The organism is Aquibaculum sediminis, assembly GCF_040712085.1.
GTDB classification, from domain to species: Bacteria; Pseudomonadota; Alphaproteobacteria; order Kiloniellales; family DSM-21159; genus Aquibaculum; species Aquibaculum sediminis.
The window spans coordinates 28,313-44,083 of record NZ_JBFCVK010000007.1; the positions used below are offsets into that span (position 1 = coordinate 28,313).

Consider the following 15,771-nt stretch of genomic DNA (forward strand, 5'->3'; position numbering starts at 1 on the left):
CTTCCGACCTTTCGCTCTCAGTCGATGGTCTCTATCCGCAGGTTGTCCCCCTGCAAGCGAACCTGTACGGGGCGCCCCTGCACCGCATCCGCAATCTCTTCACTTACCCGGTGATGGCCGGCAATGGAAAGCAACTCCGCCGCCAGCCGCCGACAAAAAATGCGCGCGGAGGTATCGCCCGACACACCGGCCAGGGCGCGGCCACGCAAGGGCGCATAAACATGAATGCTGCCATCAGCCAGCAATTCCGCCCCCGCACTCACCGGCGCAGTGACCACCAGATCGGTGCCCTCCGCATAGATCTGCATACCGGAACGCACCGGCCGATCGATCAACAGGGGCTTTCGTGGCTCAGGAGGCGCCTCCTGCCGGACGCGCTCACTGGCGGGATCGATCGCTCTCGTTGATTTGTTGCTGGCGCGCCAGGAGGGGAAGATTGCCAACCCCACCCCGATTGCAGCCTCATGCTGGCGCTCGTCCCCGCCCTGCACGCCGACAAGGGCCAGGCGCAGTTCTCGGAGTCGGCGCTTCAGTTCCTCGAAATCCTCAGCCGACCCCCCTGCCGTTCCGTCGAGGTCAAGCAGCATGGGCGCGCCCTCGAAGAAGCTCGGTGCCTGGGAGATCTTGGCCTGCAGCCGGCCAAAGAAATCCGGCTGCGCCAACTCCGCCAGACGCAACACCATCATGGTGTAGCTTGCCCCGCGCAGCGGCATAGGCGTCAGGCGCGACGGCTTTTCCTCGCTGGCGTCTGTGCTTTTCTGCGGGTCAACCGCCACCCACTGATACTCCAAATTGCTCCGATGTTCGTGCGGCGTGGCCGGCGAAGAGAGCCGGTCCAGGCGACCGCTGGCACCATGACTAGGACAGCCACAGGAGTCGGGGAAAGTGGCGTTTGTGAGACCTGGCAGAAAGATTGCCGCAAGCGGCAGCCGCGCTGCTTCCATTGCCATAGCATTACGAGTTAAGGTCGCGCCCGGCGCCGGCTGCTCGCGAAGCACAACGCTGGCGCCCACAAGTTTCACTGCAATCAAGAAAAGTTTAACGGGTGGTTTCAATGAGAGTTACGCGTCGCGATACCCTTCGCCATGCTTCTGCTTGGACCCTTGGCGCCGCCGGACTGGCTGCCGGAACTACGGTGATGCCCGGAACAGCTCGTGCATCACGCACCTTGACCATGGTGACAGCCTGGCCACCCGGCTTTCCCGGGCTGGGCACAACGGCCGAGCGATTCGCAAATCGCGTGAGTACGATGTCGAATGGCGAACTGCATATCCGCCTGCTGGCTGCCGGCGAACTCGTACCGGCCTTCGAGATCTTCGATGCCGTGGAAGCCGGCACGGCCGATCTCTACCACGGCGCCGCCTACTACTGGCAGGGACAGCATCCTGCCTATTCCTTCTTCACCTCGGTTCCCTTCGGCCCCACCCCGATTGAGTTCCAGGCTTGGCTGAACTTCGGTGGTGGCCAGGAGCTGCTCGACGAACTGGGCGAACAGTTCGGACTGAAGCACCTCGTCGCCGGTGACACTGGCGTGCAGATGAGCGGCTGGTATCGCCATCCGCTGGAAACGGTGGACGACCTGAAGGGCCTCAAGATCCGCTTCCCCGGTTTCGCCGGTCAGGTCCTGACCCGGCTGGGCGCGGTGGTCGTGAACCTGCCTGCAACCGAAGTGGTCACCTCACTGGCAAGCGGCTCGCTGGATGGCACCGACTGGGTCTCCCCCTGGCCCGACCGCGCCATGGGGCTCTTCCGGGTAGCTCCCTACTATTACTACCCCGGCTACCAGGAACCCAGCGGGCTGCTCGATCTTGGCATCTCACTTGCGGTGTGGAACGACCTCACGGAGGCGCAGCAAGCGATCCTGCGCAACGCGGCCCAGGCCGAAACCCTGGAAACCTTGGCCGAGTATCAGATCCGCAACGCGCAGACCTTGAAGACGCTGGTCGAAGAGGACGGCGTCGAAGTGCGTGCCTGGCCGGAGGATATGCTGGACCGTTTTCTGGAGGTGTCCCGCGAGGTGATCGCGGAGACCGCCGACAAGGATCCCTTGACCGGCCGCATTCGGGAATCACTGGCCGCTTTCCTGGAGAGCTCCGCACCCTGGAGCCAGATCTCCACCGAAGCGTTTCTGGTCGCCCGGCAGCGCCGGCTGGCGTTGTAGGCCGCCCTTGGCGCAGCGCCGGTGAAAACCACGTCCACGAGCAATCCCGTGCAGGAAGGGGCAGTGCCTCTTCCTGCCTTGCTGCTGAATGGTCTTCAGCACATCGCCATCATTGCGCCGATCGGACTCGTGTTTCCGCTCCTGGTGCTTCGGGCAGCTGGCGCGGATACGCAGTTGCAGGAAGCTGTCATCAGCGCTTCGCTGGTGGCGCTTGGGCTCGGAAGCATCCTGCTGTGCGCCCGGCACCGGGCCTTCGGGAGCGGTTACCTGGCTCCTGCAGTCTTCACTGCCGCCTATCTTCCCGCCTCGTTGATCGCCGCGCAGCAGGGTGGTCTGCCGCTCGTATTCGGCATGACGATTTTCGCCGGCTTCTGTGAGGTTCTCTTCTCCTTCTTCCTCAGACGGCTGCGCCCCTATCTGCCGGTGGAGATTGCCGGCCTGGCCGTGGTCATGATCGGCTTCATCCTGGGGCTGATCGGGTTCCGGCTGCTTTTTGGGCTCGATACCCTCGGCGTCTATCGAGGTTCCGGGCCGGATGGTCTGTCATTGGGGCTGGGATTCCTCGCCCTGGCCATCATCATCGGGCTGAACGTTTGGGCCAGAGGCGCCTTCAAGGTCTTCTCCGTGCTGATCGGCGTCGCGCTCATCTATCCTCTCGCATGGATGCTCGACCGCACCGACCTGAACAACGAACTGCTGGAAGGGCACAACACGCTTTTCGCGCTGCCCAACTTTCCCCTGCTGGTTCCGACCTTCGATATTGCTTTGGCCGTGCCCTTCATGGTGGGGGCCCTGGCCTGCGCGCTGCGTGCCATCGGCGACATCACGACCTGCCAGCGGATCACCGATCCCAAGTGGGTGCGCCCTGACATGAGAAGCCTGGAGAAGGGGGTGCGTGCCGACGGCATAGCAACGCTGCTCGCAGGTGCAGTCGGCACAGTGGGCCTCAACACCTTCTCCGGTTCCGTCGGCCTGGCGCAGGCCACGGGCATGATGCAGCGCCGGATCGGCTATGCCATCGGCGGGCTTTTCATCCTGCTTTCGCTTTTTCCGCATGTGGTGGTTCTGACCATCGGCATGCCGGATTCACTTACCGGCGCCATTCTCATCTTTTCGTCCGCCTTCATCCTGGCAAACGGGTTGAGCATCATCGTATCGCGCATGCTCGACGAGCGACGGATCATTGCCGTTGGCGTCGCGCTGATCCTTGGCGTCAGCCACGATATCTTTCCGCAGTTCTACGAGACCCTGCCCCACTGGCTTATGACGATCACTGGCTCGTCGCTGGTGGTCGCGGTGGTCACTGCACTGCTTCTCAACGGGCTGTTCCGCATCGGCATCAGCCGCAAGGCAGGGGCACAGTTCCCGATCAATGCCGACCTCATCAACGAGATGGTTGCATTCTGCCGTCTGCATGGCGCCCAGTGGGGCGCACGGCGCGACGTTATCGATCGCGTGATCAATGCCATGACCGAGGCCGGGGAAATGGCGGTTTCTCAAGGCCATGCCCATGGCTCGGTGGACATCGAACTGCACTACGATGAGTACCGCATCCTTGCACGAATGGTCTTCAAGCCCGACGACGCCAAGGATGGAGGCGGGGCCGGGGCAGATGAAATCGACGATTTCGCGCCGGAGGCCTCGGACCTGGAACTTCGCCTCATGCGCCACTTCGCCGACAAGGTCAGCATCGAGGAGCAAAGGGAACGACGGGTGCTACGGCTGGTCTTTCAGACCTGACGCCATAGACCGAATCGCGTCCAATCTGAGCCACAAGGCATCAGATTAGACGCGTCAATCCGGTCTACACTGAAGAATTAATCCGGATCGCGTTCAATCTGAACCGCAAGGTTTCAGATTAAGCGCGGCCTGCTCTGGCCTCCGCCACGGCATCGCGCAATCGTCGGGCCGCTTGCGCCGGATCTTCCGCTCCGCCGATGGCCGAGACCACGGCCACTCCGTTGGCGCCGGCTTCGACCACCGCTGCGGCGCTGTCTGCCGAGATTCCGCCGATGCCCACCAGTGGCTTGTCGGTCAGACGTCGCATCGATGCCACGCCTTCCAGACCGATCGCGGCCCCGGCATCGTCCTTGCTGGAAGTCGCAAACACCGGCCCGACGCCGATATAGTCGACCGCGTCGAGCGGCACCCTGGCCAATTCCTCGGCATTGCCGGCGGAGACGCCCAGGATCCGATCCTCCCCCAGGCGCGCCCGCGCTGCGGCGGCCTCGTCATCGTCCTGTCCCAGGTGCAGGCCATCCGCACCGAGCGCCAAGGCGACATCCAGACGATCGTTGACGATCAGAGGCACCCGCGCGGCCCGGCACAGCGGCATCAAGGCCTCTCCCAGTGCCAGCATATCGTGGTCGCTGGCCTCCTTGTCCCTGAGCTGGACCAGGGTGGCGCCCCCGGCCAGCGCACGCGCCACCACGTCACTCATGCGCCGGCCGGCACAATCGCCGGGGCCAATAACGAGATAAACCGAAAGATCGAAGGTCGGGCGAGTCATGGCAGCCTGGCTTCCTGGTCCAATTGCTCGGTTTCAAGGCTGTAGAGGGCGTCCAGCAGGGCCACGCGAAAGGATCCCGGCCCGCGCGCCACCGCCGCCGCTCGCTCACCGGCCACGCCCATGATGACGAGCGCATCGCGCGCCGCACGCATCGGGTCCTTGCACACCGCAGCCGCAGCCCCGGTCAGTGCGGTGAGTGCGCAACCGGCCGCGGTGACGCGGGTCAACAGCACATGTCCGTTCGCGATCCGCAGGACGGCCTCTCCATCCGTTACCAGATCCACCTCGCCCGTCACCGCGACCACCGCGCCGGTGTTCAGGGACAGGCGACGTGCCTGATCCAGAACGGCATCGGCGGCCAGGGTCGAGTCGACACCCTTTCCGCCAGAGTCCTGCGCGCTCGCGCCGGAGAGTGCCGCGATTTCCGAAGCGTTGCCGCGGATGATTGTCGGCCGCATCTTCGCCAGGCGCGAAGCATTCGCCAACCGGAACTTGGTGGCGCCGCAGCCCACCGGGTCGAGCACCCAGGGTGTGCCCGTCGCCACCGCCTGTGCCGCTGCGGCCACGGCGGCCTCGAGCCAGTCACTGGTGAAAGTGCCTGTGTTGATGGTCAAGGCGGACGCCAGGGTAACGAACTCTTCCACTTCCTCACCCGCATGGGCCATGGCCGGCGAGGCTCCCACCGACAGAAGCAGATTGGCTGCCAGGTCCATGGCCACGAAGTTGGTGATGTTCTGCACCAGAGGACCCGTGTCCCGAATGGCCGCAAGCGTAGCGCCCGGTCCCTGGTCTGCTGCGAATGACTGTTTCGACATGAGAAACTTTCCTCCCGTTGCTAATTACGGGAGACGTCGCGGCGCGAGGCACAAGCCCCTCGTCAGTCGGCGGCTCCCTGCGCTGGCATGACCCAGATCAGGTTCCATGGGTGTCATCTCAGCCCCGCCCTATCCCCGGCGGGACACCCCAGGCCAGTCGGCACTGTGGCTTTCACCGCGCTCCATGTCAAAGAACCCGAAGCAGTTCGGTCTCAGAAGACATTGCCTCGCAGGGCCAGCCCGCCTATTCACGAAAACCTTCCAGCCGGAGTGACTGCCATGATCCTGTCCGACCAAGAGACGGCGCGGCTGACAGCCGAAACCCTGCTCGATATCGAGGCAGTGCTGTTCCGCCCGCAAGAGCCATTTACCTTTACCTCCGGCCGCAAGAGCCCCGTCTATGTGGACTGTCGGCGGATCATTTCCTTCCCACGGGCGCGTGGGCTGATGATGGATCTGGGGTGCGGGCTGCTGGCACGCAAAGCCGGGGTTGAAGCCTTCGATGCCGTCGCCGGAGGCGAAACCGCCGGCATTCCCTTTGCCGCCTGGGTTGCCGAACGGCTGGGCCTGCCCATGGTCTACGTCCGCAAGAAGCCCAAGGGTTTTGGGCGCAACGCCCGGATCGAGGGGACCTTTCCTGAGGGCGCCCGGATCCTGCTGGTCGAAGATCTCGCCACGGACGGCGGCAGCAAACTCAGTTTTGTAGAGGCGCTGCGCGAAGCCGGTGCCGAGGTGGCGCACAGCTTCGTCATCTTCCATTACGGCATCTTTCCCCAGGGCATTGCGCAGTTGGAAGCGGCCGGCGTGAAGCTGCACGCGCTCTGCACCTGGTGGGATGCGCTCGCCGCCGCCGAGGCGAAGGGCTATCTTGATGAAGCAGGCATCGCCGAAGTGAGACGGTTTCTGCACGATCCGGACGGCTGGGCAGCAGCGCAAACGGACTGACGCACAGGGTACGCACTGGGCGCGGAATGACGGCAAAAGCCCTCTTGCGCAGTACAGCACTCCCAACGATACTGCGAATCATTCGCATCATCGTTGGGAGGCACGAATGCCCGCATGGCAGACACTGAACCTACAGCTTGTCGCGCGCCTGCTGCTCGCGGCTTCGCAGGAATGGCGCCAGCCACCACGGCCGTGTCGTGCTTCCACATCGGACACGCCCGGTCCTGCTGTGAGCCAAAAATCAGCTCGTCGATCACGGTAGGACGTAATTGCAATGGTAGCTGCGTCAGGCGGAGAAAGTGAAACGTGATGATCCTGCTCTACACCGATTTCGGCTGGGCCGGGCCCTATGTCGGGCAGATGCATGCAGTGCTGGCGGCGCAGTGCGCCGATCATACGATCGTGGATCTGCAGCACGACGCACCGACCTTTGCACCGCGGGCTGCCGGCCATCTCCTGGCGGCCGTTGCCGAGCCCCTGCCGCCGGGTTGCATCGTGATCGCTGTCGTCGACCCGGGCGTCGGATCGCCGCGCCGAGCAATCCTGCTCGAGGCCGGCGGCCGAACCTACCTGGGCCCGAACAATGGCCTGCTCACCCCGCTGGCGCTGCGCGATCCCGCGGCACGGGCAGCGGTCATCGAGTGGCGCCCACATGTCCTCTCCGCCAGCTTTCACGGCCGGGATCTCTTCGCACCGGCCGCCGCAAAGCTCGCCAACGGCGAGCCCTTGCCGAGCGAACCACTGCCGCTCCGGGACCTCGTGGGCGCCGATGAGCCCTCTATCCTGGAAGAGGTGATCTACATCGACGGCTACGGCAACTGCTGGACCGGGCTGGCGGTGAAGGAACTCGCGCCCGATAGCCGGATCGTTTGCGCGGGCTCACCCCTCGCCCGGGCGCGCACCTTCTCGGACGTGGAAATCGGCCAGCCCTTCTGGTACGAGAACTCTGCCGGTCTGGTCGAGATCGCCGTCAATCAAGGTTCTGCCGCAGCCGCACTCGGGCTGACCATCGGCAGCGCGATTGGAGTGCGCCCTGGAGACCGGCTGTCTCGATGAAAGGCTTCCGAGGTGGACTGCACGCGATGACAACGCTTACCCGCGGCCTGTTGCTGGGCACCCTGGCAATGGCGCTCCTGGTCACGGCCTCCAATATCCTGGTGCAGTTCCCGGTGAATGATTTCCTCACCTGGGGCGCGTTCACCTATCCAGCCTGTTTCCTGGTCACCGACATCTGCACTCGGACCCTGGGAGCCCAGCGCGCGCGCAAGGTGGTCTATGTGGGCTTCGCCGTGGCCGTCGTGCTGTCCGTCGCGCTTGCAACACCGCGCATTGCAGCAGCCTCCGGCGCCGCCTTCCTGACCGCACAACTCCTGGACGTCGCGATCTTCGACCGTCTGCGGCGGGCGGTCTGGTGGCTGGCCCCTCTGGCCTCCTCGCTCTTCGCCTCGGCCATCGACACTGCCTTGTTTTTCTCCCTGGCCTTCGCCGGCACTGGATTGCCGTGGATCACGCTGGCTCTGGGCGATTATCTGGTGAAGCTGGCCATTGCCTTGATCATGCTGATCCCCTTCAGGGCCCTGATCTCGATCCTGCCCAGTCGCGAGCGGATACAGGGCTCGGGTCTCTCACCCTGACGCCTGGCGTTTCGACGCCGGTGCCCGGGCCGATGTGCCCAGGTGGCGGTTCCACCAGAAAATCAAGGGCGTCAGGGCTACTGTCGGCCCGAGCCATAACAGTAGCGGCGGCAGGAAGGTCAGGTTGACGACGGCGACTGCGGTAATGGTCGCGATCAGGCCGCCCAGCATCCGCCCGAGATGCCGCGCGATACGGGCCTTTCCCTTGTCCCCACCCCGCTTCAGCCAGCCGATGTCCGTCACGGCGAGCCAGAAACCGAGCGCACCGAATACCAAAAGCACCAGGGACTGATCCGAGCCTGATTGCCCCGGAAGCCACGCGCGCAGTCCCCAGAGCATCATGGCCCCGGCCGTCAACAGCATGATCACAGTTGCCACCACATCGATCCTCTGCGGCCGTCCGTCCCGGCGAAGGGCAGCCCGCCACCCGGTGAACACCAGGTAGAAGCTGAACAGGCCGATGGCGAAGAGAAACGGCGAGGGCCGCAGGCTGGCCAAGGCCAGGGCACTGGCCGACACCACAAACATCGACCAGACATAGCAGCGCCCGCTGCGCACATGCCCGTCGCCCCCCTTGCGCAACAGGGCAGCCGCCACGCCGCTCAGCAGTGCCAAGGTGCCCGCTGCGATGTGCAGCACCAGCAACAGCGTGATCACGTTCTGCATCTTGCCTTCCCCCTTCGACTGTTTGCCTGCTCCCCGGCATGCCAACCGCGACCGAAAGGCCGCAAGCCGAATTGCGTGAGCGCCTCGGCCTCTGCGCGGTTGGCGTGCTATCATCCATTCACGATGCGTGAACGACCTCCCCTTCGCTGGATCGCCCGGGTTCTGCGGGTGCTGCTGCCTCCCCTGCTCACGGCAGTGATGCTGGCGCTGCTGGGCCCCTTCGGCACCCATGCCTCTCAGAGCCTGCCGCAGCGGCTCGGCTTCTGGTCCATGGCGGTGGCAGGCAACTGGCTGCTGTGCCATCTCGCCATCCTGTGGCTGGAACAGCTCTGGTTCTCACCCAAGAGCCCGGTCCGTGGCGCCTCGGCTCACCTTCGCCGCCTGGCGCTCCCCCTCCTGGCCGCGCTGCTGGTGCTGCTGCCGGCAACGGCGCTGGTGAAGCTGGCCGGAGACACCTTTGGAGGGCTCGGGGCCGCCTCACTGCCAAGCCTGGCACTGCAGGTCTACCTGATCTGTGCCGCCATCTCCCTGATCGGCTACAACCTCATCGATATGGCGGAAGAGGCACGCACCGCGAGGAACGCGCAGGAAACCGCAACGGCGGAGGTATCGAGCGATGGCCGGAACCCAATCCTGCCACCGCCGGATAGCCTCTTCCGACAGCGCCTCGCCGCAGATGATCCCGGCGGGCCCTTGTTGTGGCTGCGTGCCGAGGATCATTATTTGCGAGTGCGCACCGAAGGCGGCGAAGCACTGATCCTCTGCCGCCTGGAAGACGCGGCACGGGAACTCGGAGACTGCGGACAACGGGTCCATCGCTCCTGGTGGGTGGCAGAGGATGCCGTTCGCGGCTCCTCCGCCGGCACCACGCCGCATCTGACCCTGGCGGACGGAACCCAGGTTCCGGTCAGCCGCAGTTACCGGGCAGACTTGCGAGATCGCGGCTGGATACCCTCAAGGCGCCGGGCATGACACAGAGCCGCCCTCCCCTGCCCCCGGTCATCGCCGTGACCAGCCCGACGGCTGCGCGCATCGCCGCCCACTGCGCGGCAGAACTGGCGCGGCAGGCGCTGCTCCTCTGCCCGCAGGAAGCGGCGGCATTCGGCGGCCCTTCCTGGTACCGCGAACTGGTCGATGCGGCTGCCCGGCAGAGCAGTGCACAGCTGTTTGCCGGTCTGGATGCCGGAGGCGATGCCGGACTCGCCCTGGAGGCCCTTCACCTCCGGCTGGATGTCGTGATCTTTTCCGGACCTGAAGGCACCACCGAACGGCTTCGGCGGTTGGGGGAGAGCCTGGGTCAGCAGGTGCTAACCGATATGCCCGCTGCCCTGCACCTCACAGGTCGGGATCCCGAAGCCGCCTGTCGTGCCTGGCTGGAGCGATCATGAACCGCCGTCGATTGCATCCCTAGCAGCCATGGGCTATTCCACGGGCGGACATTCGCGGGCGCCTGCGGCCCCGCTCTTGCTTGCGTCACAACTCAGCGTGAAAGGGATATAACCATGCGGGTCCACCAACGCGTAAAGCGGATCCTGAGGCACTATGAAAGCGACAACCCCGGCACCAAGGCCAACCTGGCGCGCATCCTGACGCACGGCCGCCTCGGCAACACCGGCAAGCTCGTGATTCTGCCTGTGGACCAGGGCTTCGAGCATGGGCCGGCGCGCAGCTTCGCGCCCAATCCCGACGGTTACGACCCCCACTATCATTACCAGCTTGCCGTCGATGCCGGGCTTAACGCCTTCGCCGCACCGCTGGGCATGCTGGAAGCCGGGGCCGACAGCTTCGCCGGCGCCATTCCGACGATCCTTAAGCTCAACTCCTCCAACAGCCACGCCGCTGCGAAGGACCAGGCGATCACCGGCAGCGTCGGCGACGCGCTGCGCCTGGGCTGCTCGGCAGTCGGCTTCACCATCTACCCCGGCTCGGATGACTGCTTTGCCATGATGGAGGAGATCCGCGAGCTGGCCGAGGAGGCCAAGTCAGTCGGTCTCGCCGTGGTGATCTGGTCCTACCCGCGCGGCGGCAGCCTCTCCAAGGAGGGCGAGACCGCCATCGACGTGACTGCCTATGCCGCCCACATGGCGGCCTTGCTCGGCGCCCACATCATCAAGGTGAAGCCGCCGACCGATTACATCGAGCAGGAAGAGGCTCGCAAGATCTACGAGACTCAGGGCATCGACATCTCCACGCTGTCGGCGCGCATCGCCCATGTGATACAGTCCAGCTTCGCGGGGCGTCGCCTGGTGGTCTTCTCCGGCGGCGGCGCCAAGGGCACTGACGCACTGCTCGACGAAATCCGGGCGCTGCGCGACGGTGGTGCCTCGGGCTCGATCATCGGCCGCAATTCCTTCCAGCGGCCGCGCGAAGAGGCCCTGGCTCTGCTCGACTCCGTGATCGATATCTACCGCGGAAAGGCGTGACGGGCCGAAATGGCCTCCGCACCGACCTGTCGACTCTGTCTGGTGACACCGCCCGAGCTTGTCTCGGGCGGTCTTGCCATTGAGCGCTTTTCAGATTCCTTTGCTGCGGCCTTCACGGGCGGCGATGTCGCAGCGATCATCCTCAGCGGAACCTCCTCCGCAGACACGCCTCCCGCTACCCTGATCGAACCACTGCGCGATATCGCCCAGGCGGCAGATGCGGCCTTTCTCCTGCAAGACGATGTCGATGCGGCAGTCAGGTATCACTGCGATGGCGTTCTGGTCGCGGCCGAGCCTGCCTCGATCCGCGCAGCGCGTTCACGCCTCGGGTCGCAACTCATCGTGGGCGCCGACTGTGGTACATCCCGACACGCAGCCATGATCGCGGGCGAGGAAGACTGTGATTTCGTGGTGCTGGACGCCGGCGACCCCGAACTGCTGGCCTGGTGGGCGGAGCTGATGGAGTTGCCCTGCGTCGCCTGGGGCAGTGTAACCCTTGAGAACGCACCTGCCCTGCTCGCCACCGGTATCGAGTTCCTGGCCGTGGGTGATGCCATCTGGAATCATCCAGAAGGCCCGAAGGCCGGCGTGGCTGCTTTCAATGCCCTTTGTGCAGCTGCAGCAACCCCGGGACCCCCGGGACCGTAGTTCCCCCTCCCTGACAATCAGCTCAGACGGCCCGGGCAAGCGCCAAGGCCTCGCCATAGTCGGTCGCGTGCACCAGGCGGCCGCTCTGAGGTCCCAGATCCATGCGCTGCAGCACCGCAGCGACCTCCGGCTGGACCGAGGTCACGATCACCTTGGTGCCATGCGCTGCCGCCCGGCGCACCAGACCGGCCAGGGCTTCCGCGCCACTGGCATCGATCATCGGCACCTCCCGCATACGCAGGATAAAGACCCGGGGCGGCTCGCCCACGCTGTCCAGGAGGTCTCCCACGGTCGAGGCCGCACCGAAGAACAGCGGACCGCGCATCTGGAACACCTCGACGCCGGACGGCAGGGCGTCGCGCTGGTCATAGGTTTCGGGGTCGCGCTGGAAGTCGTCGATGTCCCGTTGCAGCACGGCATCGCCCTTCTCCACGGCCACGAGCCCGGCCATGCGGTGCATGAAGAGAATGGCTGCCAGCACGACGCCGACCTGGATGGCGACCGTGAGGTCCACCAGGACGGTCAGCAGGAAGGTGAGGACCATGACCAGCCGGTCGCCCAAAGGCGCGCGCAACAGCAGGTGAGTGAGCTTTCCGACCTCACTCATGTTCCAGGCCACCACGACCAGGATCGCAGCCAAGGCCGCCAGAGGCACCCAGTAGGCCAAAGGCGCCAGCAGCAACATGAACAGCAGCAGGAAGACCGCGTGCAGGATGCCCGACACCGGGCTGCGCGCGCCGGCGCGGATGTTTGTGGCCGTGCGGGCTATGGCACCGGTGGCGGGCAGACCGCCGAAGAACGCAGAGCCAATATTTGCCACACCCTGGGCCATGAGTTCGCAGTTTGACCTGTGTCGCCGCCCGGTCATGCCGTCCGCGATCACAGCGGAGAGCAGGCTTTCGACACCCGCCAGGAAGGCGATGGTAAAGGCGCTGGGCAGCAGGACGCCCATACGCTCCAGGGTGATCTCCGGCCAGACCGGCGCCGGCAGGCTGCTGGGAATGCCACCGAAGCGGCTGCCGATGGTATCGACCGGTAGCCCGAAGGTAAGCACGATGAGCGACGCTCCGGCAACCGCGAGCAGGAAGCCAGGAAGTTTCGGCGCCCAGCGGCGCAGCCCCAGGATCAAGGCCAAGGAGGCCCCTGCCAGCACCAACGTGGTCAGCGAAAGACTGTCGCGGGCAGCCCAGAAAACCACCAGTCGTTCCAGAAAGTCGCCGGGCACACTGTCGAGCGACAACCCAAAGAAGTCGCGGATCTGGCTGCTGAGGATGATGAGGCCAATGCCGGCGGTAAAGCCGATCACCACCGGTTCCGGGATGTACTTGATCCAGGTGCCCAGGCGCGCGATGGCCGCAATGATCAGCATGACCCCGGCCATCAACGTGGCCAGAACCAGTCCGTCGTAACCGTGCTCGGCAATGACATTGAAGACCACGACCACAAAGGCCCCGGTGGGCCCGCCAATCTGGAAGCGGCTGCCGCCCAGCGCGGAAATCAGGAATCCGGCCACCACAGCAGTGACCAGCCCCTTGTCCGGCGTGGTGCCTGACGCGATGGCCAGCGCCATGGCCAGCGGCAGCGCCACGATGGCAACCGTGAGTCCGGCAATGACATCATGCCTGAGATCGCCCAGGCCGTAGCCCTGACGCAGGGTGGTAATCAGTTTCGGGACGAAAAGGTGCCAGGCAGGCGAAGCGGTGGGCGTCGGTCTTTGTGTTTCAGCCATGGTCCGGGAAGCAGGAGAAAGGCGCGGCCGGTTCCGTTCAGGGAACCAGCCCGCGCTGGGTGCAGCAGGAGCGGTGTTGATGCTCCACGCTGCCACGCACTACCCCTAGAGGCCAATGCAAAATTCACAACACTGTTGTGTATTATGAAGCCCCGGCTTCTTTTCCGCCAGCGGCTGAGGCGGCCGACCAGCCTGCAGAGCGTGGTGATGCGGGTGCTCACCACGAAGGGCACGAAGAATTGCACGAGGTGCACAAAGAGTTTTTTCTCAACCAGGCTTGAAAGCGGTGTGGTTGTTTCCTGGTGAACTTCGTGAAGCCCTTGGTGTCCTTCGTGTCTGGACCGGATTCTCGGCGACGCAAAGGCCTTGAAGGATGGCCGAAATAAAAAGACCCCTGGCGTCATCCCGACACCAGGGGTCACTTTCCTTGATACTGACCGTTGGCGCAGATGCGCCGCGGTTTACCGCTCCAGCGGCTTGTACTTGATGCGGTGCGGTTGATCCGCTTCGGCGCCCAGGCGACGCTTCCGGTCGGCCTCATAGTCCTGATAGTTGCCTTCGTACCAGACGACCCGGCTGTCGCCTTCGTAGGCCAGGATGTGCGTACAGACGCGGTCCAGGAACCAGCGATCATGGCTGATGATCATGGCGCAGCCGGCGAAGTCCAGCAGCGCCTCTTCCAGCGAACGCAGGGTGTCCACATCCAGGTCGTTTGTCGGTTCGTCCAGCAGCAGCAGGTTGGCGCCGGATTTCAACATCTTGGCCAGATGCACCCGGTTGCGCTCACCGCCGGAAAGCTGACCCACCTTCTTCTGCTGGTCGCCGCCCTTGAAGTTGAACGCGCCGACATAGGCCCGCGAAGGCATCTCGCGCTTGCCGAGCTGCACCACGTCAAGGCCGTCGGAGATCTCCTCCCACACGCTCTTGTTTGCATTCAGGGCATCGCGGGACTGGTCGACGTAGCCGGACTTCACCGTATCGCCAACCCGGATCTCGCCGCCATCCGGCGTTTCCTGGCCCACGATCATGCGAAAGAGCGTGGTCTTGCCCGCGCCGTTGGGGCCGATGATGCCGACGATGCCGCCGGGCGGCAGCTTGAAGCTGAGATCATCGATCAAGAGGTGATTGCCGAAGCCCTTGCGCAGGCTGATGGCTTCCACGACCAGGTCACCCAGGCGCGGGCCCGGCGGAATGGTGATGCTGCCCGGCTCCGGCGCCATCTCGTTGCCCTGACGCAGCAGCTCCTCATAGGCCTGAATACGTGCCTTCGACTTGGCCTGACGCGCCTTGGGCGACTGCCTGATCCACTCCAGCTCGTGGTTGACCGTGCGCTGGCGCGCCTTTTCCTCGCGCGCCTCCTGCTCCAGGCGCTTGCGCTTCTGCTCCAGCCAGCCGGAATAGTTGCCCTGGAAGGGAATACCGCGGCCGCGATCGAGTTCGAGGATCCAGCCGGCGACATTGTCCAGGAAGTAGCGGTCATGGGTCACGGCCACGACGGTGCCCGGATACTCCTCCAGATAGCGCTCCAGCCAGGCCACGGACTCGGCGTCCAGGTGGTTGGTCGGCTCATCCAGCAGCAGCATGTCGGGCTTGGACAGCAGCAGGCGACACAGAGCCACGCGGCGGCGCTCACCGCCGGAAAGCTTGGTGACCTCCGCTTCGCCCGGCGGGCAGCGCAGCGCGTCCATGGCGATCTCGACCCGGCGCTCCAGGTCCCAGGCGTCGGCCGCCTCGATCTTTTCCTGCAAGTCCGCCTGTTCGGCCAAGAGCGCATCGAAGTCGGCGTCCGGGTCGGCGAACGCCTCGCTGATGGCGTTGTAGCGATCCACCAGTTGCTTCAGATCGCCCAGCCCTTCCATCACATTGCCGGCGACGTCCTTCGTGGCGTCGAGCTCCGGCTCCTGCGCCAAGTATCCGACCTTGACGCCCTCGGCGGCCCAGGCTTCGCCGTTATACTCGGTCTCGATGCCGGCCATGATCTTGAGCAGCGTCGACTTGCCGGCGCCATTGAGACCCAGCACGCCAATCTTGGCCCCCGGCAGGAAGTGCAGATGGATGTTCTCCAGCACCTTCTTGCCGCCGGGATAGGTCTTCGAGAGACCCTGCATGGTGTAGATGTACTGATAGGACGCCATAGGGCTCCCCTCACCGTTTCGCTGCTGTAGGAGGCTAGACCGGATCGCGTTCTCTCGCATCGCACAGCGATCCGAATAGAACGCGATCTGCTTTAATTGCCGCGCA

Annotated in this window: 15 protein-coding genes and 1 riboswitch; of the genes, 9 read left to right on the forward strand and 6 right to left on the reverse strand. The window is 64.7% G+C overall.

The genetic code is table 11. The features are described from left to right. Positions 1-17 precede the first annotated feature (17 nt). Entirely contained in the window at positions 18-776 is a 759-nt protein-coding gene (gene minC / locus ABZ720_RS12365; protein ID WP_366555840.1) for a septum site-determining protein MinC, read from the reverse strand. Between the two features lie 398 nt (positions 777-1,174). Between minC and ABZ720_RS12370 the strand changes: the two genes are divergently transcribed. Next, positions 1,175-2,161 (forward strand): TRAP transporter substrate-binding protein, encoded by a 987-nt coding sequence (locus ABZ720_RS12370; RefSeq protein WP_366556007.1) that lies wholly within the window; start codon positions 1,175-1,177, stop codon positions 2,159-2,161. A 63-nt stretch (positions 2,162-2,224) separates the two neighbouring features. Beyond that, complete coding sequence (locus ABZ720_RS12375; RefSeq protein WP_366555841.1) at positions 2,225-3,901, forward strand: solute carrier family 23 protein; 1,677 nt, start codon at positions 2,225-2,227, stop codon at positions 3,899-3,901. Between the two features lie 118 nt (positions 3,902-4,019). On the opposite strand, the gene thiE is transcribed toward ABZ720_RS12375, so the two are convergent. Both thiE and thiM read right to left on the reverse strand, forming a co-directional pair. Continuing rightward, positions 4,020-4,670, reverse strand: coding sequence for a thiamine phosphate synthase (thiE, locus tag ABZ720_RS12380; protein ID WP_366555842.1), 651 nt, complete (start codon positions 4,668-4,670; stop codon positions 4,020-4,022). Then, positions 4,667-5,485 carry a hydroxyethylthiazole kinase gene (gene thiM / locus ABZ720_RS12385; RefSeq protein ID WP_366555843.1) on the reverse strand — a complete coding sequence of 273 codons (819 nt, stop codon included), beginning with the start codon at positions 5,483-5,485 and terminating at the stop codon, positions 4,667-4,669. Before thiM ends, thiE begins: the two co-directional genes overlap by 4 nt. Positions 5,486-5,542: 57 nt before the next feature. Beyond that, positions 5,543-5,646, reverse strand: a riboswitch (TPP riboswitch). Positions 5,647-5,764: 118 nt separating this feature from the next. Here thiM and ABZ720_RS12390 point away from each other — a divergent pair. From ABZ720_RS12390 to ABZ720_RS12400, 3 genes are all read left to right on the forward strand, one after another. Continuing rightward, positions 5,765-6,430 (forward strand): orotate phosphoribosyltransferase, encoded by a 666-nt coding sequence (locus ABZ720_RS12390; RefSeq protein ID WP_366555844.1) that lies wholly within the window; start codon positions 5,765-5,767, stop codon positions 6,428-6,430. Between the two features lie 309 nt (positions 6,431-6,739). Continuing rightward, positions 6,740-7,486 carry an SAM hydrolase/SAM-dependent halogenase family protein gene (locus ABZ720_RS12395; protein ID WP_366556008.1) on the forward strand — a complete coding sequence of 249 codons (747 nt, stop codon included), beginning with the start codon at positions 6,740-6,742 and terminating at the stop codon, positions 7,484-7,486. Between the two features lie 26 nt (positions 7,487-7,512). After that, entirely contained in the window at positions 7,513-8,064 is a 552-nt protein-coding gene (locus ABZ720_RS12400) for a queuosine precursor transporter (protein WP_366555845.1), read from the forward strand. Here ABZ720_RS12400 and ABZ720_RS12405 read toward each other — a convergent pair. Continuing rightward, complete coding sequence (locus ABZ720_RS12405; protein ID WP_366555846.1) at positions 8,056-8,730, reverse strand: DUF2306 domain-containing protein; 675 nt, start codon at positions 8,728-8,730, stop codon at positions 8,056-8,058. The two genes, ABZ720_RS12400 and ABZ720_RS12405, sit on opposite strands and share 9 nt — an antisense overlap. A 123-nt stretch (positions 8,731-8,853) precedes the next feature. Between ABZ720_RS12405 and ABZ720_RS12410 the strand changes: the two genes are divergently transcribed. The 4 genes from ABZ720_RS12410 to ABZ720_RS12425 all read left to right on the forward strand — a co-directional run bounded on the left by ABZ720_RS12410 (position 8,854) and on the right by ABZ720_RS12425 (position 11,801). Beyond that, a complete protein-coding gene (locus tag ABZ720_RS12410; RefSeq protein ID WP_366555847.1) occupies positions 8,854-9,702 on the forward strand; it encodes a LytTR family DNA-binding domain-containing protein in 849 nt (282 codons plus the stop codon). After that, entirely contained in the window at positions 9,699-10,118 is a 420-nt protein-coding gene (locus ABZ720_RS12415; RefSeq protein ID WP_366555848.1) for a hypothetical protein, read from the forward strand. Before ABZ720_RS12410 ends, ABZ720_RS12415 begins: the two co-directional genes overlap by 4 nt. 114 nt (positions 10,119-10,232) lie before the next feature. Beyond that, a complete protein-coding gene (locus ABZ720_RS12420) occupies positions 10,233-11,153 on the forward strand; it encodes a class I fructose-bisphosphate aldolase (RefSeq protein WP_366555849.1) in 921 nt (306 codons plus the stop codon). A 9-nt stretch (positions 11,154-11,162) separates the two neighbouring features. Beyond that, positions 11,163-11,801, forward strand: a complete 639-nt coding sequence (locus ABZ720_RS12425) for a thiamine phosphate synthase (RefSeq protein ID WP_366555850.1) — start codon at positions 11,163-11,165, stop codon at positions 11,799-11,801. A 22-nt stretch (positions 11,802-11,823) separates the two neighbouring features. Here ABZ720_RS12425 and ABZ720_RS12430 read toward each other — a convergent pair whose 3' ends face one another. Continuing rightward, on the reverse strand, positions 11,824-13,530 hold the full coding sequence (locus ABZ720_RS12430) for a SulP family inorganic anion transporter (protein ID WP_366555851.1): 1,707 nt from the start codon (positions 13,528-13,530) through the stop codon (positions 11,824-11,826). A 461-nt stretch (positions 13,531-13,991) separates the two neighbouring features. After that, a complete protein-coding gene (ettA, locus tag ABZ720_RS12435) occupies positions 13,992-15,665 on the reverse strand; it encodes an energy-dependent translational throttle protein EttA (RefSeq protein ID WP_366555852.1) in 1,674 nt (557 codons plus the stop codon). Positions 15,666-15,771 lie beyond the last annotated feature (106 nt).